The following is a 22513-nucleotide window of genomic DNA, read 5'->3' on the forward strand; positions in this document are numbered from 1 at the left end:
GATGAATCGTCTAATGTCATGGGTATAGAAAAATTCTTCCCTGGGACAGGGACATTCATATCCTTCTTCCTAATTATACATAAAACTGATTGTTCGGAGTTTTTCTGCCCCAGAATGGATAACCCTTCTGTACTACATCTTACAGGGGACGGGGTTATTGACACTGGAGTAACCTAAGCAATAAGATAAAGCTGGGGGTGAAATAATGCCAAGAACAGCCAGAAAGAAAAGTGAAAGCGGAATTTACCATATAATTATGCGAGGAATAAACCGACAGACTATCTTTGAAGACGAAGAAGATTGTGCCCAATTCCTTGAGGTACTGCAGCGATATAAAGAAAAAAGCGGCTATGAAGTCTATGCATATTGTTTGATGGGAAATCATGTACATCTGTTGATGAAGATAGGAATTGAGCCTTTAGAACAAGTAATGCGCCGACTATGTGGAAGTTATGTGTATTGGTATAATAATAAATATCAGAGAGTAGGCAATTTATTTCAAGACCGATTTAAAAGTGAACCAGTAGAAGACGATCAATATTTTCAAATAGTACAAAGATATATTCATCAGAATCCAGTCAAAGAGGGACTTGGAAAACGCGTTGACGAATATAAATGGAGCAGTTTTCACGAATATATTGACCAAGAAAACATAGTAAATGTAAAATTTCTACTTGAAATGATGAGAGACGAAAAACAAAAATGAAAAACAAAAGTTTATAGAATACACTAATGATATATGTGAGGATGAATGTTTAGATAATTGACAATCAAGGCAAACAGCGCATTAGGGACGAAGAAGCCAGATTAACAATAAAGAAGGTATCGATTCGGCAAATCGAAAGACTTACTGGCACTAATAGAGGTATTATTTTAAAAGCGTGAAAAAGGTGTCAGCAACCCCGTCCCCGTGACCGCTCGACGTGACCCCTTAGGTTTCTACAATCGGTGTGAAATAAATGAGATTGTTTTATTTAACCGCAGAACTAAGAAGGGTTACAATTACTATACGTTGGCAGTTTTTGAGGATGCTCCCCTTCCAAGTCAAAAAGTTATAAACTTAACAAAAAGACTAATTTCTATAACTCCTGATTGGTCTATTGGTCTAATTCGGCATTATGAAACTATAAGTCAGGCTAAGGCTTATTACGCTAGACTTGCCAAAGATAATAAATGGGACGGTTTGAGGCTGGATGTTTTATATAAATAATTGAATAATGTCAGTAAAAGGAGAAACTCCTGCTAAATTTTGTATGAATTTGGCAGGAGTTTTGTAGTTTCAGCCGGAAAATAAAAAATAGGAAAAATATTACACTGGTGAGGTTAGAATGAAAATTAAAAAGATTGAAATTGATAAGAAACAATTTCTTGATTTACTATTATTGGCAGATGAACAAGAAGACATGATTGATAGGTACTTAGACCACGGGGATATGTTTGCTCTATATGATGGTGACTTAAAGAGTGTCTGTGTGGTAGTATGTGAACCTAATGGTATTTGCGAACTAAAAAATATAGCCACTTATAGACAATATCAGGGTCAAGGTTACGGTAAGTATCTTGTAAACTATATTTCTGACTATTATAAAGGAAAATATCAAGTTATGTTTGTTGGCACTGGGGAAAGCCCTGTCATTATTTCGTTTTATATGTCTTGCGGATTTATACAATCTCACCGAGTCAAGAATTTCTTTACGGACAATTATGATCACCCTATTTTCGAATGCGGCGTGCAGCTTGTGGATATGATTTATCTTAAAAAAGAATTATAAAATATGAAGATTATTAAAGCCAATAATTTATTTTCTTGTCCCCATATTCCAGTTATAGTGTTAGAGAAGCATTAATAGAATGTCAACAACCCCGCCCACGTGACATGACATTAGGAAACAGTAGAACCGTAAGACTGTATCTTTGGGAGGATGTTCATGAAAAATAGACTACATATCGGATACTTAGTAATGGTGACCTTGATCACATTGTTTTTTTTTAGTACAGCACATGCCACAGAGATACCAACTGAAAACAATGAAAACCCAAATAAAACCTTACAGCTAACAATGGAAGAAAAGATAGCCGATTTTGAATATATGTACGATATATTTAAAGATAATTTTCCTCTGTTTGCAGTTAAAAAGCGTGCATATCATATCGATTGGCTTGGGAAAAAGGATGAGTATAAGAATAGAATTAGAAATACCAAGAATGATGCAGAATTTCAGCAAACAATGAGCGGCATTTTGGTAGAATTGGAAAATAAACATACGTGTATTCTCGGACCGGAAGGCTATACTCAAAATTGCGTAATATTTAATAGACTGGGGGATTATGCTCAGCCTTGGTTAAACGTTTTACATAAGCCGGAAGTTACTAGTCGATATAAAGTTTGGTCAGATAAAACCATAAATAAAATATCTGGGGACAATGGCAGCATAGTTATGAATAAATCATGCTTTAAAACCGATATTCTTGAACAAAACAAAATAGCATATATTAGATTTTTTACATTTAATTCACTTAATAATAATTATGAAAATGATAGGATTCCGATTGCTGCTTTCTTAAAGCAAATTAAGAACTATTCTGTACTTATTATCGATGTGAGAGGAAATGGTGGTGGCGCCCTTCAATATTGGCAGCAAAATATTGTGGCTCCGTTAACATCCACCGAACTACGCGCTGAATATTATGGATTTCTTAGAGGCGGAAGATATCTTGAACCTTTTATTGATGCAGGTGAGGTGAAACTACACAATATTGATGAACTCAGTCAATCTACGCTTGAATATTTTCCACCGGAAGTTACTAGCGATTTTAAATATTTTTGTAAAAATGTAATTAGCGTTTTGCCTCAGAATGTAATAGGTTTTACCGGTAAAATATATTTATTGGTAGATAGACAATCTTACTCTGCCGCAGATACCTTTGCATCTTTTGCAAAATCGACTAAATTTGCTACTGTTGTAGGTGAAAGAACTGGTGGAGATGGAATTGGTGCCCCAATTGATATGCCAATAATAGCGCTGCCTAATAGTGGTTATATAGTTCGTTTTCCTGTTGGGTTGGGGCTAAATCCAGACGGGTCATCTAATGAAGAAAAGTGTACTCAACCGGATATTATAATTCCTTCACATATAGGAGATACATATGAAAATGATATAGCTATACAGGAGTTATTGAAAATTATAAAAGCTCAACATTTTGATATTATCGCTCTTGCGAAGGAGTCGAAGAGGAAAGCGTGTTAATCTTTGTTTAGTACACATTAATTAAGTACTATTACGGTGTAAAGGAGCAGATTTTATATGCAAAGAAACTGTACAAACTGTAATGTGGAAATGAAAAATGCTTTATTAAGCGCAAATGGCGGCTACGTTTTAGTAGAAGAAATTAAAAAAGGTTTTGGTGCTAAAGTTTGTGGTGTCGTTACATATGTTTGTCCGAAATGTGGGCATATTGAATTAGTTGCGGAAAGACCAGAGATATTTGATAAATAGTATGATAGGTGACAAGGGACGGAGTTATTGACAACAATATGCTGTGCGCTTAACCTTCTCTAAATTAACTATCTTTCGAAGAAATAATCATATCAAAAATAGATTCCAACCAGTATTCTCGATATTGCTGGTTGGCTTTTCTTTCTCTTGACATTACAACAACATACCAACTAAAATAAAAACAACACCTAACAAATAACAACTATCAATTACATAACGTATGTAAACCCTTCACCAAGCAAATCCTAAAGAGTAGCTATAAAAATGAGGTGACGCTAATGTCTACCAAGCACGTTAACCACCTAGCTAATGAAAAAAGTCCATATTTACTGCAACACGCACACAACACAATAGACTGGTATCCCTGGGGCGAAGAAGCGTTTGCGAAAGCGAGAGAAGAAGACAAACCGATATTTTTTAGTTGCGGCTATAGTACGTGCCATTGGTGCCATGTACATTAAAGTAACATGTTCGGCTTAAGATTAGTCGGGGGAGAATAGTATCATCGGTAAAGACGAAAAATGGTCTCAATTCTTGTAGAATACTGATTAATTAGCACCCCTAACGGAGGTGTTATTTTTATTTGATGGGATTTACCAGTTTTGATGTCTCAAGTAAACTGCTTGTTTAGAAGGCAGGACTTTAGGAATCAATAATGAAATTATAACTAAGATCACTTTTTTTTACAAAAAACTAAATACTCGGCGTTTTTGTGTGTCAAAACAACGTGTTAAATTTTGGATTGCTTGTAAAGTAGAAACATGACCAAAATGTAAAAATTATTATGAGCGGAGTTAGTTTTTGGAACACCCGGTAAATGGAGGAATCACCATAATGTTAAATAGATCACTCGCAATAATTAGCCTGTCCATTCTTATCCTCTTTTCCATAATTGTCTTTCCTGTGTTGCCTTGTCTTGCGGTAAGCCCGACTGAAAAAAACATACTGATTATGCATGCCTTTACCCAGGACTATCCTGTGCACGAGGCGTTTAACAAGGGACTGAAAAGCAGGTTTCAGCAAGATTATCAGTACAAAATAAATTATTCCTACGAATATCTTGATCTGGCGCGTTTTGAGAATAGTGAAGACTATTTAGCTGAGACAGCGCATTATTTTCAAGCGAAATACTCAAACCGGCTCCCAGAAATGATCATTACGTCAAGCATATTGGCTCCTTTTCTACAAAAATACGGCATAGATATATTTCCTGGCGTGCCGATCCTGGTGGTATCGAAAGAGAGTAATGTGCCAATAGAGAATATATCTGCAGATTTTGTTGCAATTCCAGATGGTTTTGATGAGACAGTACAAGCTGATAAAAATATCCAACTTATTCTACGAACTAGACCGTTTATCCAAAAAATTCACATTGTAGTTGGTGATTCTGAGGTGGAGAGAGAACTTGTGGAACGACTACAGCAGGTGACAGATAAGTATGCTGACAAGGTGCAGTTCGTTTGCCTGAATAAATTATCGTATGACCAGATGGTGGAACATATAAGAAATAGTAGTGATAGATCGGCAATTTTGTTCGTACGTTGGAATGTAGATGTGGAGGGTAAGAGATTCATTCCAGTTCAAGTTTTACAGGCGATATGTCGCTACAGTAAAGCTCCGGTATACGGAGAAGCTGCGCATCTTCTTGGAAGCGGAATACTCGGAGGCTACGTTTATAACTACGGAATTTCAGGAAAAAATGTTGCCGAAGTGGGATTAGATATTCTGAAAGGGAAAAAGCCGTCCGATATTTCGGTGACAAATGTTCAAGTCAGCGAATATGTATTTGATTGGCGGGAGTTGAAACGATGGGGAATAGATGAAGAAAAGCTGCCGCCAGGCAGTAGGATCGAATACAGGGAATACAGTGCGTGGGAGTTGTATAAGGGTTATATTATTGGCGGCATTGCCCTGTTATTGTTGGAAACCGCGCTTGCGTTAGGTCTTCTAGTCAATCGGAGCAGACGAAAAAGAGCGGAAAGCGAATTAATCCAGTTAAATATGACGTTGGAAAAAAGAGTTTTTGATAGGACCCAGGAATTACAGGATGCAAATAATCAGCTGACGATAGCCCAAGAACTGTTAGAGGCATTGAATCAGCAACTGGATTTGACTTCAAGAACGGATAGTTTGACCGGTCTTTATAACCGGCGGCATATGGAGGAGAGGATTCAGGAAGAGTATGAACAATATCAAAGAACCGGTTCGAGGTTTGCATTGATAATGGCCGACATTGATTTTTTCAAAAAGGTTAATGACATGTATGGGCATGATGTTGGAGACTGCGTATTGAAGTCAGTAACTGAATATCTCCGAAAATCTGTTAGGGCGTACGATATAGTTGCCCGATGGGGAGGCGAGGAATTCCTCCTGCTGTTACCAGCGACAAATGCGGAAAATGCAGTAGGACTGGCGGAACGCATCAGAAAGACAGTGGAAGAGCACAAGTGCTTTTGTAAAGGAGAAGCTTTGTCGGTAACATTGACAGCAGGTGTTTCTGTTATTGGGCGCGAAGATACTATTGGGAGTATTATTCGGAAAGCGGACATTGCCTTGTACCAAGGTAAACGATCAGGCAGAAATTGTGTAGTATCTTTCGAGGGTATATCTAACATAGAGATTTCGGGGCCATCGTAGATGACTTTTACATTAGTTAAACGAGGTGGATTTACCGAGCCATGATCATTTCCACCATGCTTAGATAATAGTAAACTGCAGCTTATCCTATTAAATTACTGTTCAGGTTTTCAAGAGGTTAGTTAGTCCGATTCGGAGCTTAGAAGACATTGGACAACAATTTGACCAATGTCTAGTTTAAGTTCCCTTTATACCTCATGGCATGTTATGGAGTGAATTTATGAGGCCGCAAAGCCAGACAGATTATAGCCTCTACAGGTATATTAATGGCGCGTTATGGAACGACTTAATGGCATGTACTAGAACAAGAAAATGTCTATGAAGCCAGTAAATTCAAGGGTCTAATTTTTGTTCCATTTTGTCACGACAGTGGTGCCAAGTTCATTAAAGTAACATTTTGTTTAAGCTCAGCTGGGTGTATTTTTCACTCGTAATTCCTCTAACAGCGAATTTTTAAATTTATATCATGTAAGAATATAGCAGGAAACACTATTATCGCAAGAGAATTAAATCCATAATTTACTGAAAAAGTAAGTTGTGGTGTTGTAATATCGGACGAGGCAGTTTTGAAGAGCTGATAGTTTTGCTTTCGGGCCTTATTTAATGGTAGTGGGAGGACATATGGAGACAAAAATAACTAAATCTACTCAAGTTCTATGTGCTACTGAATATCTGACGGTCCAAGAAATTGGGGAACGCGGTGAAAAACTATGTACTAATATTATTGAAGAAATAGATAAGTACAAGCTCAGTATTGTTGGGCCTTGGACTTTCGTTTCTTATGGACGTGATGGGAATTATGATACACGCTTTAAGCATGAGTATTGTGTTCCAGTCGAGAATATAGAAAACTATAAAGGTATTTTTCAAATTAAAACATTGCAGGAAATTGAATGCGCTTTTATAACTTATCAAGGAGATCTTTCAGAAGAGAACTTTGGTGGAAAGGGATATAGCCCCTTGGTTGACTCAATAATAAAATCAGGAAGAAACTTCACGGGAGAAAGTCGAGAGGTTTATCACAAATGGGTTTCGCCTGAATCTCAAGATAACATCATTGAAATTCAATTTGGTATAAAATAGTTTGCCAATAAAGTGCATAGAGAACCATATCAACGGCAATTGTAAAAAGATGGTGTTATATGGGCAAGGGTTAATTTCGAATTACCTCAGCCATACAAATCAGCAATATATCAGGACACTTTTCGTACCGTCGAGTGCTTCATATTTCTAGTTAATATATTCATATTGAAGATACTATTTCGGGTGTTTAAAAAGGTTCAGGGTGAATCTGCTTCACGTTAAATAAACCTTGGTCAAATTCATTGACTAAGGTTTATTTAATGTTTCGTCACATGTTATGGAAATAAATTCATGGGTGTGCGAAGCCATATAAACTGTGGCTTTGATAGATATAGAAATGACATGTTCTGGAACAATTTAATGGCACGTACTGGAACATGAGAATGCCGACAAATCCAGTAAATTCAAGGAGTCTCGTTTTTGTTCCATTTTGTCATGACAGTGGTGCCATGTTCATTAAAGTAACATCTTTGCTATTAGAAAACAAAAGTGCCTGACCAGTATCAGCGAAGGTATTTGATCTTCTTACCAACTTTTAGCAAGTTGGTTTTTGATTTGCTTCCAGGGGTGCCGAGGGAAGCAAAATGCTTTGTAGAATTAGCGGGATAGGGAGCGGCAATGGGGGGCATGATAGGGTATAGCAATGCTGTTTGGGGGATCTGATGATGAGTAATCAAGCGATTTTGTGGAGCACGATAATTATACCTTGGTTAAGCCTTTTTCTTATGCCGAGAAAAGATGTTAAACGTTTTATGCCTGCCGGATTATTTACCACATTTTTAAGTGTAATCGTAAGCGAAGTGGGGGTTGCAAATGGGTGGTGGTACTTTCGGGAAACCACCTATCCTTTGGCTATCTTCTCTTCTTTCACTTATGGTCTTTATCACTCCTTATATTTTATCAAACAAGTGATCGCCAATCGCCGTATTCCATATATCCAATTGTTTTATTTACTATCTCCCTCCACTTGTTCCAGCCCAGTACATCAGTAAAAACACTAGCTTCATAGGCTTCAAAACCATTGGACAATAAAAGCAACACTTTTTTGGTTTTCATCAGCTAATCATACTAATTTCATATGGAATTTGTGATTCATCTTATCATAGAAGTAATAAATGGTAAAATTGAAGAAACAGAACATATCGTTCGATAAAGATGAATTGGAGAATGACAATGGAGCTTCGTCAGCTAAAAACATTTGCCACTATCGCAAAACTTGGAAGCTTTGTGCAGGCGGCAGACAAGTTGGGATATGCTCAATCAACCATAACAAACCACATACGGATTTTCGAAAATGAGATGGGTGTGAGATTATTTGAACGGCTAGGGCATCGGGTGATACTTACTGACCAGGGAAAATCCTTACTGCCTTATGCTGAGCAGGTAATCAAGCTTACTTCTGAGATGACAAAAATTGTAGCAAATCCCGATATTCCTCAAGGCACATTGACGATTGGGACAAATGAATCATTAGGTACCTACCGTTTACCTGAATTGCTGCAAGAGTATAGAAGGGTTTATATGGAAGTGGAGATTATCCTAAAGTTTGTAAATTGTGATGCAATTTGCGACGATATTCGGCAAAATAAAATAGACGTTGGAGTCATTATCAATAATAAGGTTTGGGAAAAAGATATTATTGTAGAGGATATCTCCAGAGAACAAATGCTATTTTTGGCAGCTTCAAATCACCCATTGGCTAAGAAAAAAAGAGTCAAAACGAGTGACTTAGTTGAAACTTGCGTAATTCTCACTGAACCAGGTTGTAGCTACCGGTCGACGATACAAAAAATCTTCGAAGATTTGAGGATCATTCCGCAATCCATCCTCGAAGCCAGTAGTATTGAAACAATTAAGCAACTTATTATGCACGGGCTAGGAATATCCATGCTACCTCGGTTTACAGTAGAAAAAGAATTAAACGAAGGACGAATATACACTATTGGATGGGATGAACCTATTCCAAATTATGCTGTGCAGGTATTGTATCATAAGGATAAATGGATATCACCTACTCTAAACGCTTTTTTGAACATGATGCGAAATTCTTATTGGGACGTGGAAAGCAAAAATAAAATCAGGCGATAAGTGTTATTTTACAGGAACTCACTATTTAATACTTAAATACGTGTAGCTAGTAACGGGAAGCATGGAATATATATTCCTATTAGGTACTCAAGGGTGCTTCTAGGGGTTCAGGGTGATTCTGAGTAGCTCTTAGGTAGGACATTGGTCAAATCTATTGCCTAACGTCTATTGATGTTCAGTGGCATGTTATAGAGTAAATTCATAAGGCCGCAAAGCTAGAGAAAGTGTGGCTTCGACAGCTATTGTAATGACATGTTATGGAACAAATTAGTGGCATGTACTAGAACATGAAAATGCCTATGAAGCCAGTAAATTCAAGGAGTTCAATTTTTGTTCCATTTTGACATGACAGTGGTGCCATGTTCATTAAAGTAATATGTTCATTTAAGATTAGTCGGAGAGAATCGTACCCTTGGTAACGGCGAAAAATGGCCATAACCCTTGCAAAATGCGGGGTATATAATATTGATATATGTCTGCTTATCAGGTCTGCCAAAAGTGTATCTTACAGGGGACGGGGTTGTCGACGAATCCTCCCCTTGATACATAAATCTGCAAAAATTTGACAAAGGGTATTTTTTTGTACTATAATGAAACACATATTTAATAAGATCAAAACTGTGATAGAGAGAGTATCTGTTAATGAATCCGACCAGAGATTGGATGTCACCGGCTGAAAGCATCCTTTCGGAGTTAATAGAGAAGACCACTCTTGAGTTGCGTGCGAACGGAAATGGTTTTTTCATTTTTAATTAAGCATAGCCGCACACCTTGCGTTATCGAGGTTTTAAGCGATGTGCAAAGGATTGTTTCCTATTGGGCATAACCAGGGTGGAACCGTGTGAATAAAAAGCTCTCACCCCTGATTTTTCAGGGGTGAGAGCTTTTATTATATAAAAATAAAGAAAGAGGTGTTGAGGGTGATTAGTGTAAAGCTTAAGAACGGAAATTCAATAGAGGTGCCGTTCTCTACCACCTGTGCTGAAATTGCTAAACAAATCAGTTCAGGACTTGCAAAAGAAGCGCTTGCTGCTGAGATTAACGGAAAGGTGGTGGATATAACGACCACCGTCAACGCGGATTGTTCTTTACATGTGGTTACCTTTAACGATGAAGCAGGTAAAAAGGTGCTGCGCCATACGGCTGCCCATGTTCTTGCACAAGCTATTAAAAATCTTTACCCTCAGGTAAAACTTGCCATTGGACCGGCAATCGAAAACGGATTTTACTATGACTTTGACTCAGAAGTTCCCCTCTCATCAGATGACTTAGGAAAAATAGAAAGCGAAATGAAGCGGATAATCAGACAAAATTCAGCTCTGGAGCGGTTTGCGCTTAACCGGGCAGAGGCAGTACAGTTTGCCGAGCGGCTTAATGAGCCGTACAAAGCAGAGTTGATTAGGGAATTGCCTGATGGCCAGCCAATCACTTTTTATCGACAAGGGGATTTTGTTGATCTTTGTGCGGGGCCTCATTTACCCTATACGGGTATGATAAAGGCCGTGAAGCTTATTTCCTGCACAGGCGCCTATTGGCGAGGTGATTCCAATAACAAAATGCTCCAACGTATTTATGGGACAGCATTTACTAAACAGTCGGAGTTAGACTCCTACCTGGCTGCACAGGAAGAAGCAAAAAAACGTGACCACCGTAAAATTGGCAAAGAACTTGATTTATTCTCCATTGATGAATATATCGGTCAGGGGCTTATCCTTTGGCACCCTAAACTTTCTGTTGTGCGCGAGGAAATAGAACTGTACTGGCGTAAGGAACACCGTAGGCGTGGGTATGAATATATCTACACTCCCCATATTGGACAAAGTAATCTCTGGGAAACTTCAGGGCATTTGGATCATTTTGCTGAGGGTATGTATCCTAAAATGAAAATGGCAGCCAAGGATGAAACAGAGAATACCTACTATTATGTAAAGCCCATGAGCTGTCCGTTCCACGTGAGAATGTATAAGACCAGACCACGCAGTTATAGAGAACTGCCTATTCGCTGGTGCGAACTTGGTAGTGTTTACCGCTTTGAAAAATCAGGAGCTTTGCACGGTATGTTGCGTGTACGTGGTTTTACTCAAGATGATGCCCATATTGTTTGTACAGAAGATCAGTTTGTGGATGAGGTAAATAATGTTCTTGACTTTGCACTTGATATTAATAAGGCATTTGGTTATGACAAGCTAAACGTATATCTCTCTGTGCGTGATCCACAGGATAAGGAGAAATTCATTGATAATGAACCTGTGTGGCAACTGGCAGAAAGCACCCTTGAAAAGATTCTCAGCGATCGGGGAATTGAATTTAAAAAGGACATTGGTGGTGCTAAATTTTACGGCCCGGCAATTGATTTAAAGGCCGTGGATGCTATGGGACGCGAATGGCAGGGAACAACTATTCAACTAGACATGAATTTACCTGAGCGGTTTGGCATGACCTATGTCAGTTCTGATGGTAAAGAACATACACCTATTATGCTGCATAGAACTTTGCTTGGTTCGATGGAACGTTTTGTTGGAACGTTGATTGAACATTACACGGGTGCTTTTCCTGTATGGCTTGCACCTGTTCAAGTAAAGATATTAGCCATATCGGAGAGAAATCATGAGTATGCAAATAAAGTGCTGAAGGTATTAAGAAGCGAAGATATAAGGGTCGAACTGGACGACCGGAGTGAAAAAGTTGGTTACAAAATTCGTGAAGCCCAGTTAGGGAAAATACCATATATGCTTATACTGGGGGATAAGGAACAAAATGAAAATGTGGTTGCGGTCAGAGACCGGAAAAACGGTGAAACCAAAAAAATGAATATTGAAGCGTTTCTTACTTTAATCGCAGAAGAGATATTGCATAAAAGGTAAGACTGAGTCGGGGGATGGTTTTCTGACTCGCGCATTATAATAGACATTGGTCAAATTATTGACTAATGTCTATTACTATTTCATGGCATGTTATGGAAGTGAATATAAGAGTGCGTAAAGCCAGATAAATTGTGACTTTGAGGGATATTGTAATGGCATGTCATGGAACGAATTAATGGCACGTACTGGAAGAGAAAAATGACTGCGAAGCCAGTAAATTCAAGGTTCTAATTTTTGTTCCATTTCTGACATGCCAGTGGTGCCATGTTCATTAAAGTAACTAAGATTATAGTGAATGCTAAAGTCTAGCAGGTAATTATGCCGATAATAACGAAAATGGAGCCATATTTTGCTTCTAGGCGAATTATGGCTCTAATTTTTACCGAAATTGTTATTTAATTAATGGAAATAAGAATGTTAAATAGCTTACTTTAAAAATGGAAGTAAGGTATGAGTTTCGCAAAAGTAGTGAACGATTTTTCGGAAATTGTGACTGAATTCTCTTAAAATAAGTCTTTCCCTTTCAATATGTAAATGCAGAAAGTTTTCCTTTTCCGTTAAAGGTGGAGTGAAACTTTACTTAAGGTTAGTTTCTACTTATTCTTTCATCAACGCGCCTAACCACACTGTACGTATAAGGCTTAAAATGTTTCATCCAGAATCTACTTCCAATATTATTAAGAGATTCAAAATCCACACCGCAGCGTTTGTATCCATTGTCCAAGAGCCATTGCATAATGTGTGATAAAAGTATGACTGATACTCCACTTCCTCTGTAATCTTCCTCGGTATATGCCCCGCAGATGTTCATCATATCTGAAGATTCTGTTATAAAGTTTTCACCAGCAGGTTTGATTATCAAATGCAGCCCACATATAGTTACCTGAATCAGCAAGCCATTTTTCTAACCGCTCAACTGTCAGATTTTTATATGCAGGCATAAAAATGGGAGATGAATTCATATGCAGTACCAGTTTGTGCTCAAGTGAATTTATGCGATTTGCCTCACTTGGCTTTATTCGGTGAATCGAATATTTCTCAGCACCGTTTACAGTAATAGGTTTTACCAGAGCAATGGCATCGACACATCTGAGACCGAAGCCCTGCCAGAAAAAAGTATCAACTGTTTCCGAATCATATGCAAAAAGTGTTATTGCATGTGTAAATATATCCTTTTCTACCCAGATACCTGCCGCCTTCTGATACATTCTCTGATAAATAGAAATCCTGTTTTCTTTTATCGCTCCATGCGCGTGCAGCGGGCAATACATACCTTTTGCGTTACCAAAGAAGTTGTCGATCGGAAATCCACTTAGAAATCCAACCAGATTTCCGTTCTCTATTGCACATACGCCAGTTTGATTTCTACCAGATCCGCCAGTAGATTGCATACCATAGTACTATTGACATGCAAGGGAAGTGCGTTAATCTGTGATGCTTCCTCATAATAGTTTTTACATATCAACTCTGCGGCATCGGTGATATGTGAAGCATTAAATAATTCAATATCCATGTATTTACCTCTCAATTACCCAATTAACGGGTTTACTTCATCTTGTATACAATAAAAAGCTACAGATACAGTCTGCCGTTTAAGCAAGTATTATTTCTTAAATGTTTTAACATAAGCGTGTATTTGTTGTAATTCTTATATTGTTCATTTTCATATACATTACATCATATACATTACCCTAGTTGGAAGTATAACCCATTTATGTTATTATATCATGATAAATATAAATAGTATAATTTATCAATGAGTTCGACAAAACCTTGGAAGTCAAAGTAGGATTTGACAAGATTCTAACTAGCAGGATTTTCATTTGTAGTGGAAGAAACAAAAAAACTTTACAATAAAGATAGGATATTTAGTCAGGCCAAAAAGGCATCGTTTGACTAGTTGTCTTAACTAAAGTATATATTTAACTGGATTTTGAGTTACGAATTTATAGCAAAGTGAGGCTAGGAAACATGCTTTTGGCATGTACGAAAAAGCTATCGGAAGTTTTGAAAATTAAACTACCTGATATTACGCCACATAGTCGTGAGCCATTATGTGAATGGCATGCTAACTTATTTGTTTTTGACAGGCGTAAAGGTGTTGTCATGATGAATAATCAGACAAGATATTGCGTTGTATTGTATGGATTAAAAGCGGAACACTTCAAGATATTTGGAAACATTACTTTATCATGCATTAAACAGACATTGCTAGCAGAAGGATTTCAAAAGGAGATAATAGAGAAATATATTGATTATTGTAGCGAGGTAGTGTTTACCAAAACCTACGACAGGAGTGTAATGTCGCAAATGAATGATATGATATATTTGACATCACACTGGATAGAGGAGTATCTGCCAACTAGTGAGATTTGTATGGTGGATCTCAATAAAAAACTCGGAGTGGTGCCAGTGGGAAGCCTTAAGTATACCTACCCTATAGACAATTTACGCAAGGCATTGACTGACTTGCGAACAGCAGAACAGCGATGATAAATCACCATTAGTCAAATTATTGACGGATGCTATTAATGTTAAATGGCATGTTATGGAGCAAAATTATGAGGGCGTAAAGCCAGGAATCATATGGATTCTCGGCAATCTCAAATGACATGTTCTGGAACAATCTAATGGCATGTTCTAGAACATGAAAATGCCTATGAAGTCAGTAAATTCAAGGAGTCCCGTTTTTGTTCCATTTTGTCATGCCATTGGTGCCATGTACATTAAAGTAACAAAAAATTAGCTATCCTTAAATGATTCAACAGGAAAATAATGTAATGTGGCGAAAGGATCTACAAACTACTTTTGCAGTTGTGAATGGAGAAGAATAAAAAATGGATAGTCAAAAAGATTTATGGGAGTTACAACAAAAACTATTAAGAAGCATGCTGTTAAAACCAGATAATTTTGATGATGCTATTAATTTGTGCTTAGATCAACATGCAATGGTTCACTCGTCCGAAATGTCACAAATAAATGCTGTAACTTTTGAGGATGAGCTATGGGAAGATCTAGATGAAACGGTATTTCGCACCATGCCTACTGTAAAAGACGAAACTATCGCGTGGAGTTTATGGCATTTAACACGAATAGAGGATATAACAATGAATATATTGGTTGCTGATGAAAAACAGGTTATCAATAGAGAAAACTGGCTGGAAAAAATGAATATAAAAGTGTGTGATACTGGCAACTCTATGACGGATGAAGAAATCATTGATTTAAGTTTGAAAATCAATATGCAAGAATTGCGTAAATATAGAATAGCTGTAGGAAGAAAGAGTCGTGAAATTATTCGGAGTTTTCAGCCTGCAGATTTAAAAAGAAAAATGGAACCGGCTAGGCTACGACGTGTTTTAGATGAAAGGGCTGTTTTAAATGTTGATGGTGCACATTGGTTAGTTGATTTTTGGGGCAGAAAAAATGTTGCGGGAATTTTATTAATGCCGTTAACTCGTCATCAAAAGGTACATATTAATGAATCAATGCGTCTTAAAAGGAAGTGTCATTCTATAGGATACAATTAGAACCGTCCCCTTGTATTGTTATTAACACAGTATTTTACAACGACAGAATATTGGGGCGGGCGATGATCAAAGCTGCTAAACAAGGCGCTCCCACGTCTATCATTGAGAGTAAGAACATCCTTGCATAGGAGAGTGATTTGATTCATGTTATACATGTGGATCTATTAAGTTTTCCGTAACCAATCTCCAGAATTTTAATATCTTGATAGTAGATATTAATTATCGGGAGGATACGAAAGTGCCCCAAAATTTAGGTAAACATCTTCCAATTGGTAAACACCGCTTACCCCCATTGCCTTATCCCTATGATGCACTTGAACCGATTATTAGTGAAGATACACTTAGAATACATCACAATCATCATCATAAAGCTTATGTAGAAAGCCTTAACAAAGCTGAGGTAGCACTAGCGAGAGCACGGGAGTCAGATGATTATACATTCGTAAAATACTGGGAAAACGAATTGGCATTCAATGGTTCTGGTCATATACTGCATAGTATATATTGGACGATATTGGCTCCTCGAGGATCTGGGGGTGAACCAGGCCGGAATACCCTTAATGAAATTATCAGACGTTTTGGAAGTTTTGATGCATTTATAGGCCAGTTAGTTGCTGCTACGATCAAGGTTGAGGCATCAGGATGGGGGATTTTAGTGTGGAATCCTTCCTGGAATAGTCTGGAAATAATAACTGCAGAGAAGCACCAAAATCTTACCCAGTGGGGGTCCATTCCCATATTAGTTCTTGACGTTTGGGAACATGCTTATTATTTGGATTATCAATACAACCGCGAAGAGTATGTTCGCAGCATTCTGAAGTTAATTAATTGGAACGAAGTCGAAAATAGGCTGGCCTTGGCTATGCGAGGAAAACTACCGTTAATTCTTTAAGTAGATAAACAGAATCTTTCATATTACTGGTTGGAGCACCTGGATTTAGCCTCATATAAGGTCAGTAAAAACGAGAAACTCCTGCTAAAATTTGTATGATTTTGGCAGGGATTTTATTTTTCCATGGGAAATATTACAAATGAGAGTGGAGTAGATAACTAGAATAACAGTCCCCTCTTGAGTCTAAGAAAACATTGTCATATATGAAATAGGTAGGTGAATAAGTTAATGATAATAGCATCTGCACAAACAAGTCCCCAAAATAAGGATATTAATAGAAATCTTTATGATCATTATAGACTAATTAGATTAGCTGCCGATAATGGAGCTAATCTAATTGTATTTCCTGAAATGTCGATTACAGGATATGTCAGAGAATCAGCTAAAAAACTATCATTCACAGAAAACGACTCTCGATTAGATAAATTAAGGGAGTTGGCGGTTGATAACAAAATGATTATTATTGCAGGGGCGCCAATAATAATGGATTCCGGATTATATATTGGTTCCTTCATTATATTCCCTGATAATTCTATATCGATTTATACAAAGCAGTTTCTTCATGCGGGAGAGGAGAAATTTTACGCGGCAAGTTTTGACTATAATCCAATTATAAAACTTGACGACGAAAGGATTTCTTTAGCAATTTGTGCAGATATTGATAATCCTATGCACGCAGAGAAGGCAAATAAGGCCAATTGCACAATTTATATTGCAAGTATCTTTTTTACACCAAAAGGAATGATAGAGGCGTATAATTTACTGAGTAATTATGCAAAAAAGTATTCGATGAATGTATTAATATCAAATTATTGTAGAGAATCTTGGGGTCTTGAATCAGGTGGGAAAAGTGCATTGTGGTCTAAAAATGGTGACTTAATAACTGGATTAGATGCTAAAAGTACTGGATTAGTAATTGGGCAGAAAAATAAAGATATTTGGAGAGGAATGATTATAAAAGATAAGTAAAAAACTAGGCTGCAACATCGGCAAAAGTTGTTTAAGAAAAGGGTGTGTAAAAGTGAGAATTGGCATTTTAACTTGCTCTGCAGCAACTCAGGATTTGGGGTGCTCATCAGTCAGTTGTCTTCATGATTTAAGAAAGAGAAAGGGGACATTTGAAAGGTACAGTAGTGAGCAAAATCTTGATCTAATTGGTATTATCAACTGTGCGGGATGTCCAACTAAAGGATACAGAGGGAGGGTTCGAAACCACTGAAAAAGTCAATAAATAAACAATGTTCCCTCTATTATGGTAAAATATAACTATAGATATTTGCCGGAATGGAGGGATTTGCTTTTGCTTAGACATGTGCCGCACCAATTAAGTATATTTAGCGTGCTCTATGACAAAATTCCTAACGACCATATTTTGAAGACTATCGCTGCCAATGTTGATTTTAGGTTCATTAACGATTTGCTGAAAGATTCATATTGTAAGCACCTGGGGCGGCCTGCTAAGGAGCCTGAAATGCTAGCAAAGTTACTTATTTTGCAATATCTATATAACTTATCAGATGTCAAAGTCATTGAAGAAGCCAGGCTAAACTTAGCCTATATGTGGTTTTTGGGACTAAATCCCGAAGATGATCTGCCAGAAGCCAGTCTACTTACCAAGTTTAGGAGACATAGATTAAAAGATACAAGTGTGGATGATATTATCCAGGAAGTGGTCCGGCAATGTGTAGAAAAAGGCATTGTTAAAGATACAGGCCTGAGCGTTGACGCCACTCATACCAACGCCAATACAATTAAAAAAGTTCCGGAAAGAATCATGAAGCACCTAGCTAGAAGAATCATAAGGGCTATTGAGGAAGAAAACGGAGAAATCCCCTCTGAACTCATTGGCGAAGTACCCAACTACAAGCTCATAGAGGATCACAACGAAGCGAAGCAAATTATGAAGACATATGTAGAAGACCTGATTAGTAAAGCCGAAAACAATGTAGATCTTTCCATTCTTCCCAACAGCCAAAGAACTGTTAACGAAGCAAAAGAAATATTACAAGATCCTAAATTTATTGCACAAAAGGGAATTCGTTCGCTTGTAGATAAAGATGCCCGTGTAGGGTATAAGTCTCAAACAGACAGCTTTTACGGTTATAAAGTAGAATTTGCAATGCTCTCTAAAACGAGGATTATTACTGCGGTGTCAGTTGAAAGCGGCGCATATGTAGATGGCAGCAAATTTGATGAACTTTATACGCGAAGTAAAGCATGTGGATTGACCATCAAAGAGGTGTATGGAGATAAAGCTTATTTTCGAAAACCAATCTTAGATACCTTACAAACAGACTCGGTGGAAGCCATCATTCCAGTAAACTTTTGTGTCTACAAAATAGATGAAAGTAGATTTACTTACAATAAAGACAGCGATCAGTGGTTTTGTGAAATGGGCAACAACACCTGGAAGAAAGTGCACCAAAAATACAAAAATAAAAATGATGTTTATAAGTATCATTTTGATAAATCGCAATGTGCTCAGTGTCCCAAACTGCTCGAATGTGCTGGCAAGAACGTGAAGAAAAAAGTACTGGGCGTCAGTGAACATAATGCTCAATATTATGAACATAGTCAATTTGCTAAGACTAATCAGTTCAAGCTCAAGTACAAAAAACGAGCCAGCCATGAGTGGAAAAACGGGGAAATGAAGCGTTTCCACGGATTAGACCGTGCCCGAGGGTACGGTCTAAAAAGCATGTCAATACAAGCCAAATTGACGGCCTTAGCCGTCAATCTTAAAAGGATAGCAGCACTAATATCCTTTTGTGGTCATAAATCCGGAAGGCAAATCGTTGATTTTCTAGTCTATCGCAGAATGACTATGCTACTTATGCAGATATACTAAAAAAAACAGGGATATATCAGTGGTTTCGAACCGTCCCCTTGTATCCTATTTAACAAAGTGCTGATGTGAAAGCTTATACGTTTCGTCTTGAAAGCTAGGGGAGCATTGGCAACAACGAACAGGGTATATTAATTATACCTGTTCCAAGTGCTTGTAAGGGTTCTGGGGGATTCTAATACCTATCTGGTATTACCTGGTAATAAAGAAAATAACAGCGATATCTCACTCTTTAAAATGGAGATATCGCTGTTATTTATTTTCTTCAATTGGAATAAAGAACTTAATTACATCAACCTCTAACCCATCCGCGATAGCAAATAAAACATCAAGAGAAAAAGCTTTTGTGGAATTAGGCGCTTCAATTTTACTTAGGTAACTTTTGCTGATGCCAATTTTATCAGCTAATTCATCTTGTGAAAGTCCCTTTTTGATGCGATAATGAACGATTTTCTTAGCAATTTGGCGATAACGTTCGTCATTGCTGGATTTCATAAATAGTTTCACCTCTACAATAAATTATAGAGATCTTTTACATATTGGTCATTTCACTTATAGTGAAACAAAATTCTAGCATATTATTGCACTATAAGTGAAATATTGTTATACTAAATTAGTAATCTAACATGTAACTTATTGATTTAAGGAAGTAGAAAAACTTACAAGCTTTCCAGGTCTCGAAATCGGTAGAGGGGGCATGTCTAAGTGTTTTACAATTTCGCACGTTTCATACTCACGATGTCTGGAATAGTGTTAGGTTTAACTGGATATTATTTTGGAGCAATTTACCGGGTCGATGATGAAAGGTTATTGTGGGTAGGAACTACAATAATATTTGCCGTCGGTGGATTTGTTATTGGTGGTTTAATCGAAAAGCTAAGTATCAATTCCCATACCGATTATTTAACTGGGTTATGGAACCGGCGATATTTCTACTTAACGCTGGATGAACAAGGGGAACGAGCATTTAGTGGAAACAAACAGTTGTACGTCGCTATGATAGATGTGGACGGGTTTAAAAATGTCAACGATAGGTATGGTCACTCTATTGGTGATGTACTATTGTCCGGCATTGCAGCTATATTAAGAAAAAGTACCCGAAGCAAGGATATTGTAATCCGTTGGGGCGGAGATGAATTCGTAATCATTTTTACAGGGGTATCCCTCAAAAACGCTCTTGAAGTCATGGAGAGAATTCGTTTTAAAGTTGAAAGTACTTTTTCTTCATATCAATTAACGATAAGCAGTGGGATTATCTTGTTGGAACGAAATCAGGATCTGGAAGAACTTTTGAGAAAAGCCGATCAAGCTTTATATAAAGCTAAAGAACAGAAAAATGCGGTTATTACGGTAACAGACTTGTGAATATGCAATATCCAGATTTCAAGAAACAAGAGATTGAGCTATATGATAAAATTCAGAAATTATCTGATGAGTTTGATCGGCTGAATAAAGCGGGAAAAGATACAACGGATACTGCCCAAAAACTCGAAACAGTTTTGAAAGAATTTTTGCTGTTCCGGCAGCAAAATGTTATAAAAGTCTGAAGTAATGACAACAGATTCAATCACGTGTACAGAGGGTCAACTCTCTTGGGAAACGCGGGGACATGTGAGAGACAGATACATTGTCCCTGGGAACTAAGATGCTCATATTAGTCTGGAGTGGTTTGTATGCAAGGCAGGCTCGAAAGAGTGGTCGAAAATAATGTCAATAACCCCGTCCCCTTGACAACGTCCATGTAAAATAAAAATTTGACCAAAGACATTATCGGTTATGAAGCATGGGGCTTACGCTGAGTGAGAAAAGTGAGGTTTTAGAGGAGGAAAATAAATGGTCCGTCAATAATAGATAGATGAGCTGACTAGATGATATAACCGAACTTCTGACAAATCGATGACGGAGGTTTGGGGTAGAATTCCTGTTTAATGAAGTAAGGACTAGTGCGACTGATCCAAGCGAACAAAATAGGGCGTTTAAAATTGTTGATTGATAGGATTGTTTATAATCGTATGGATAATGGTGTAACGCTAGAAGTTTTGTATAAGTAAATTGAATAAGGGCAAAAAAGAAAGACTCCTGCCAAGTTTGCATAAATTTGGCAGGAACTTTGTGCATTTGTGGCAAATATTACAAAATACGTAATAGAGTTTCTACTTACTCGGGGAACAGTTGCATTGAGTCGCGTTGTTCGTGAAAAGGGGTGTAATAGTGAGAATTGGCATTTTGACTTGCTCTGCGGCAACTCAGGATTCGGGGTGCTCATCAGTTAGTTGCCTTCATGATTTAAGAAAGAGAAAAGGGGCATTTGAAAGGTATAGTAGTGATCAAACACTTGACTTAATTGGTATTATCAACTGTGCAGGATGCCCAACTTTAGCCGGTCCAGAAAAACTATTGAGTAGAATTCGTTCATTAGCAGAATTTCGGGTTGATGCTATTCATTTTTCATATTGCATGGATGCTCTATGTCCTTACAAATCAAAGTATCAGGCATTAATAAAAGAGCAATTTCCGACTATTGACGTTATAATAGGAACTCATGAAGCCCATGTGACGCATGAACAATTTAGAGAAAGTGTTAAAGGATTATTCTGTCAGCCTAAGCGAACAATGGTTGAGGTTATAAAAGGAAAGTAGTTACAAAATATATGGGACGGAATTGCTGACACCTATGGCTTTCGTACATGATCTCAGTCTTTAGTCAATTTTATGTCGATAACCCCGTCCCCTGTAAGATGTAGTACAGAAGGGTTATCCATTCTGGGGCAGAAAAACTCCGAACAATCAGTTTTATGTATAATTAGGAAGAAGGATATGAATGTCCCTGTCCCAGGGAAGAATTTTTCTATACCCATGACATTAGACGATTCATCCATTTCCAAAGAATTTACGTTTTAGCTGGTTGGGAGCTTATTCCCGCTTCACGTGCAAGGTTGTAATCTTTGATATTGGAATGGATAATCCTTCAATATATTTCTTGGAGGCCCGTTATGATAACTAATCGTCCAGTTATTGGTATTGATGTAGCCAAAAATTTTTGTTATTACGCAGCAGTTTCGCCAACCTGTACAACA

Annotated in this window: 24 protein-coding genes and 1 other annotated feature; of the genes, 20 read left to right on the forward strand and 4 right to left on the reverse strand. The window is 37.5% G+C overall.

The window, feature by feature from the left end; all coding sequences use genetic code 11:
• Nucleotides 1-205: 205 nt before the first annotated feature.
• The 11 genes from B9A22_RS23640 (at nt 206) to thrS (ending at nt 12169) form a co-directional block, all read left to right on the forward strand.
• Nucleotides 206-706 carry an REP-associated tyrosine transposase gene (locus B9A22_RS23640; protein ID WP_245824122.1) on the forward strand — a complete coding sequence of 167 codons (501 nt, stop codon included), beginning with the start codon at nt 206-208 and terminating at the stop codon, nt 704-706.
• Nucleotides 707-1012: 306 nt separating this feature from the next.
• Complete coding sequence (locus tag B9A22_RS25705; protein WP_176215667.1) at nt 1013-1210, forward strand: hypothetical protein; 198 nt, start codon at nt 1013-1015, stop codon at nt 1208-1210.
• Nucleotides 1211-1328: 118 nt separating this feature from the next.
• Nucleotides 1329-1772: a GNAT family N-acetyltransferase gene (locus B9A22_RS23645; RefSeq protein WP_084578400.1), complete on the forward strand. Its 444-nt coding sequence runs from the start codon at nt 1329-1331 to the stop codon at nt 1770-1772.
• A 156-nt stretch (nt 1773-1928) separates the two neighbouring features.
• Nucleotides 1929-3248, forward strand: coding sequence for a S41 family peptidase (locus B9A22_RS23650; protein ID WP_176215668.1), 1320 nt, complete (start codon nt 1929-1931; stop codon nt 3246-3248).
• 57 nt (nt 3249-3305) lie between these two features.
• On the forward strand, nt 3306-3497 hold the full coding sequence (locus tag B9A22_RS23655) for a hypothetical protein (RefSeq protein ID WP_084578402.1): 192 nt from the start codon (nt 3306-3308) through the stop codon (nt 3495-3497).
• A gap of 278 nt (nt 3498-3775) precedes the next feature.
• Nucleotides 3776-3958: a DUF255 domain-containing protein gene (locus B9A22_RS23660; RefSeq protein ID WP_217806042.1), complete on the forward strand. Its 183-nt coding sequence runs from the start codon at nt 3776-3778 to the stop codon at nt 3956-3958.
• Nucleotides 3959-4331: 373 nt separating this feature from the next.
• Nucleotides 4332-6134: an ABC transporter substrate binding protein gene (locus B9A22_RS23665; protein WP_084578403.1), complete on the forward strand. Its 1803-nt coding sequence runs from the start codon at nt 4332-4334 to the stop codon at nt 6132-6134.
• A gap of 621 nt (nt 6135-6755) precedes the next feature.
• The gene (locus tag B9A22_RS23670) at nt 6756-7217 is read left to right on the forward strand and encodes a GyrI-like domain-containing protein (RefSeq protein WP_084578404.1); all 462 of its coding nucleotides are present in this window, start codon (nt 6756-6758) and stop codon (nt 7215-7217) included.
• A 662-nt stretch (nt 7218-7879) separates the two neighbouring features.
• Entirely contained in the window at nt 7880-8209 is a 330-nt protein-coding gene (locus tag B9A22_RS25710; protein ID WP_176215666.1) for a hypothetical protein, read from the forward strand.
• Between the two features lie 181 nt (nt 8210-8390).
• Nucleotides 8391-9305, forward strand: a complete 915-nt coding sequence (locus tag B9A22_RS23675) for a LysR family transcriptional regulator (RefSeq protein ID WP_176215669.1) — start codon at nt 8391-8393, stop codon at nt 9303-9305.
• A gap of 611 nt (nt 9306-9916) precedes the next feature.
• Nucleotides 9917-10172: a binding site (T-box leader), on the forward strand.
• A gap of 53 nt (nt 10173-10225) precedes the next feature.
• Entirely contained in the window at nt 10226-12169 is a 1944-nt protein-coding gene (gene thrS / locus B9A22_RS23680) for a threonine--tRNA ligase (protein WP_084578406.1), read from the forward strand.
• A 586-nt stretch (nt 12170-12755) separates the two neighbouring features.
• Here the strand turns inward: thrS and B9A22_RS26630 are convergent.
• Genes B9A22_RS26630 through B9A22_RS25715 form a run of 3 tightly spaced genes read right to left on the reverse strand, consistent with a single transcriptional unit; the run spans nt 12756 to nt 13682 of the window.
• On the reverse strand, nt 12756-12983 hold the full coding sequence (locus B9A22_RS26630; protein ID WP_371361017.1) for a GNAT family N-acetyltransferase: 228 nt from the start codon (nt 12981-12983) through the stop codon (nt 12756-12758).
• A gap of 25 nt (nt 12984-13008) precedes the next feature.
• Nucleotides 13009-13560 carry a hypothetical protein gene (locus B9A22_RS23685; protein WP_139796370.1) on the reverse strand — a complete coding sequence of 184 codons (552 nt, stop codon included), beginning with the start codon at nt 13558-13560 and terminating at the stop codon, nt 13009-13011.
• Nucleotides 13509-13682: a hypothetical protein gene (locus B9A22_RS25715; RefSeq protein ID WP_176215670.1), complete on the reverse strand. Its 174-nt coding sequence runs from the start codon at nt 13680-13682 to the stop codon at nt 13509-13511. The genes B9A22_RS23685 and B9A22_RS25715 overlap by 52 nt, the downstream gene beginning before the upstream one ends.
• A 458-nt stretch (nt 13683-14140) precedes the next feature.
• On the opposite strand from B9A22_RS25715, the gene B9A22_RS23690 reads away from it, so the two are divergent.
• The 6 genes from B9A22_RS23690 (at nt 14141) to B9A22_RS23715 (ending at nt 19439) form a co-directional block, all read left to right on the forward strand.
• Nucleotides 14141-14662 carry a DUF6933 domain-containing protein gene (locus B9A22_RS23690; protein WP_084578408.1) on the forward strand — a complete coding sequence of 174 codons (522 nt, stop codon included), beginning with the start codon at nt 14141-14143 and terminating at the stop codon, nt 14660-14662.
• Nucleotides 14663-15006: 344 nt separating this feature from the next.
• On the forward strand, nt 15007-15699 hold the full coding sequence (locus B9A22_RS23695; RefSeq protein WP_084578409.1) for a DinB family protein: 693 nt from the start codon (nt 15007-15009) through the stop codon (nt 15697-15699).
• A 238-nt stretch (nt 15700-15937) separates the two neighbouring features.
• Nucleotides 15938-16591 carry a superoxide dismutase gene (locus B9A22_RS23700; protein ID WP_084578410.1) on the forward strand — a complete coding sequence of 218 codons (654 nt, stop codon included), beginning with the start codon at nt 15938-15940 and terminating at the stop codon, nt 16589-16591.
• A gap of 228 nt (nt 16592-16819) precedes the next feature.
• Complete coding sequence (locus tag B9A22_RS23705; RefSeq protein WP_084578411.1) at nt 16820-17560, forward strand: carbon-nitrogen hydrolase family protein; 741 nt, start codon at nt 16820-16822, stop codon at nt 17558-17560.
• A 52-nt stretch (nt 17561-17612) separates the two neighbouring features.
• Nucleotides 17613-17810: a CGGC domain-containing protein gene (locus B9A22_RS26635; RefSeq protein WP_217806043.1), complete on the forward strand. Its 198-nt coding sequence runs from the start codon at nt 17613-17615 to the stop codon at nt 17808-17810.
• A gap of 81 nt (nt 17811-17891) precedes the next feature.
• Nucleotides 17892-19439 carry an IS1182 family transposase gene (locus B9A22_RS23715; RefSeq protein ID WP_084578412.1) on the forward strand — a complete coding sequence of 516 codons (1548 nt, stop codon included), beginning with the start codon at nt 17892-17894 and terminating at the stop codon, nt 19437-19439.
• A 249-nt stretch (nt 19440-19688) separates the two neighbouring features.
• On the opposite strand, the gene B9A22_RS23720 is transcribed toward B9A22_RS23715, so the two are convergent.
• The gene (locus B9A22_RS23720) at nt 19689-19931 is read right to left on the reverse strand and encodes a helix-turn-helix domain-containing protein (RefSeq protein ID WP_084578413.1); all 243 of its coding nucleotides are present in this window, start codon (nt 19929-19931) and stop codon (nt 19689-19691) included.
• A 210-nt stretch (nt 19932-20141) separates the two neighbouring features.
• Between B9A22_RS23720 and B9A22_RS23725 the strand changes: the two genes are divergently transcribed.
• From B9A22_RS23725 to B9A22_RS23735, 3 genes are all read left to right on the forward strand, one after another.
• On the forward strand, nt 20142-20801 hold the full coding sequence (locus B9A22_RS23725) for a GGDEF domain-containing protein (protein WP_084578414.1): 660 nt from the start codon (nt 20142-20144) through the stop codon (nt 20799-20801).
• A gap of 2 nt (nt 20802-20803) precedes the next feature.
• Complete coding sequence (locus B9A22_RS23730; protein WP_084578415.1) at nt 20804-20983, forward strand: hypothetical protein; 180 nt, start codon at nt 20804-20806, stop codon at nt 20981-20983.
• A gap of 664 nt (nt 20984-21647) precedes the next feature.
• Nucleotides 21648-22076, forward strand: coding sequence for a CGGC domain-containing protein (locus B9A22_RS23735; protein ID WP_084578416.1), 429 nt, complete (start codon nt 21648-21650; stop codon nt 22074-22076).
• Nucleotides 22077-22513 lie beyond the last annotated feature (437 nt).

This window comes from Sporomusa malonica, assembly GCF_900176355.1.
Classification (GTDB): Bacteria; Bacillota; Negativicutes; order Sporomusales; family Sporomusaceae; genus Sporomusa; species Sporomusa malonica.

Bases quoted from the DNA above. Each gene is read 5' to 3' on its own strand.
- B9A22_RS23695 (WP_084578409.1), top strand. From the start codon at position 15,007: ATGGATAGTCAAAAAGATTTATGGGAGTTACAACAAAAACTATTAAGA.
- B9A22_RS23730 (WP_084578415.1), top strand. From the start codon at position 20,804: ATGCAATATCCAGATTTCAAGAAACAAGAGATTGAGCTATATGATAAA.
- B9A22_RS23690 (WP_084578408.1), top strand. From the start codon at position 14,141: ATGCTTTTGGCATGTACGAAAAAGCTATCGGAAGTTTTGAAAATTAAA.
- B9A22_RS25710 (WP_176215666.1), top strand. From the start codon at position 7,880: ATGATGAGTAATCAAGCGATTTTGTGGAGCACGATAATTATACCTTGG.
- B9A22_RS23670 (WP_084578404.1), top strand. From the start codon at position 6,756: ATGGAGACAAAAATAACTAAATCTACTCAAGTTCTATGTGCTACTGAA.
- B9A22_RS23655 (WP_084578402.1), top strand. From the start codon at position 3,306: ATGCAAAGAAACTGTACAAACTGTAATGTGGAAATGAAAAATGCTTTA.
- B9A22_RS23645 (WP_084578400.1), top strand. From the start codon at position 1,329: ATGAAAATTAAAAAGATTGAAATTGATAAGAAACAATTTCTTGATTTA.
- B9A22_RS23675 (WP_176215669.1), top strand. From the start codon at position 8,391: ATGGAGCTTCGTCAGCTAAAAACATTTGCCACTATCGCAAAACTTGGA.
- B9A22_RS25715 (WP_176215670.1), bottom strand. From the start codon at position 13,682: ATGGATATTGAATTATTTAATGCTTCACATATCACCGATGCCGCAGAG.
- B9A22_RS23705 (WP_084578411.1), top strand. From the start codon at position 16,820: ATGATAATAGCATCTGCACAAACAAGTCCCCAAAATAAGGATATTAAT.
- B9A22_RS26630 (WP_371361017.1), bottom strand. From the start codon at position 12,983: ATGATGAACATCTGCGGGGCATATACCGAGGAAGATTACAGAGGAAGT.
- B9A22_RS23660 (WP_217806042.1), top strand. From the start codon at position 3,776: ATGTCTACCAAGCACGTTAACCACCTAGCTAATGAAAAAAGTCCATAT.
- B9A22_RS23640 (WP_245824122.1), top strand. From the start codon at position 206: ATGCCAAGAACAGCCAGAAAGAAAAGTGAAAGCGGAATTTACCATATA.
- B9A22_RS23665 (WP_084578403.1), top strand. From the start codon at position 4,332: ATGTTAAATAGATCACTCGCAATAATTAGCCTGTCCATTCTTATCCTC.
- B9A22_RS23650 (WP_176215668.1), top strand. From the start codon at position 1,929: ATGAAAAATAGACTACATATCGGATACTTAGTAATGGTGACCTTGATC.
- B9A22_RS23685 (WP_139796370.1), bottom strand. From the start codon at position 13,560: ATGCAATCTACTGGCGGATCTGGTAGAAATCAAACTGGCGTATGTGCA.
- B9A22_RS23720 (WP_084578413.1), bottom strand. From the start codon at position 19,931: ATGAAATCCAGCAATGACGAACGTTATCGCCAAATTGCTAAGAAAATC.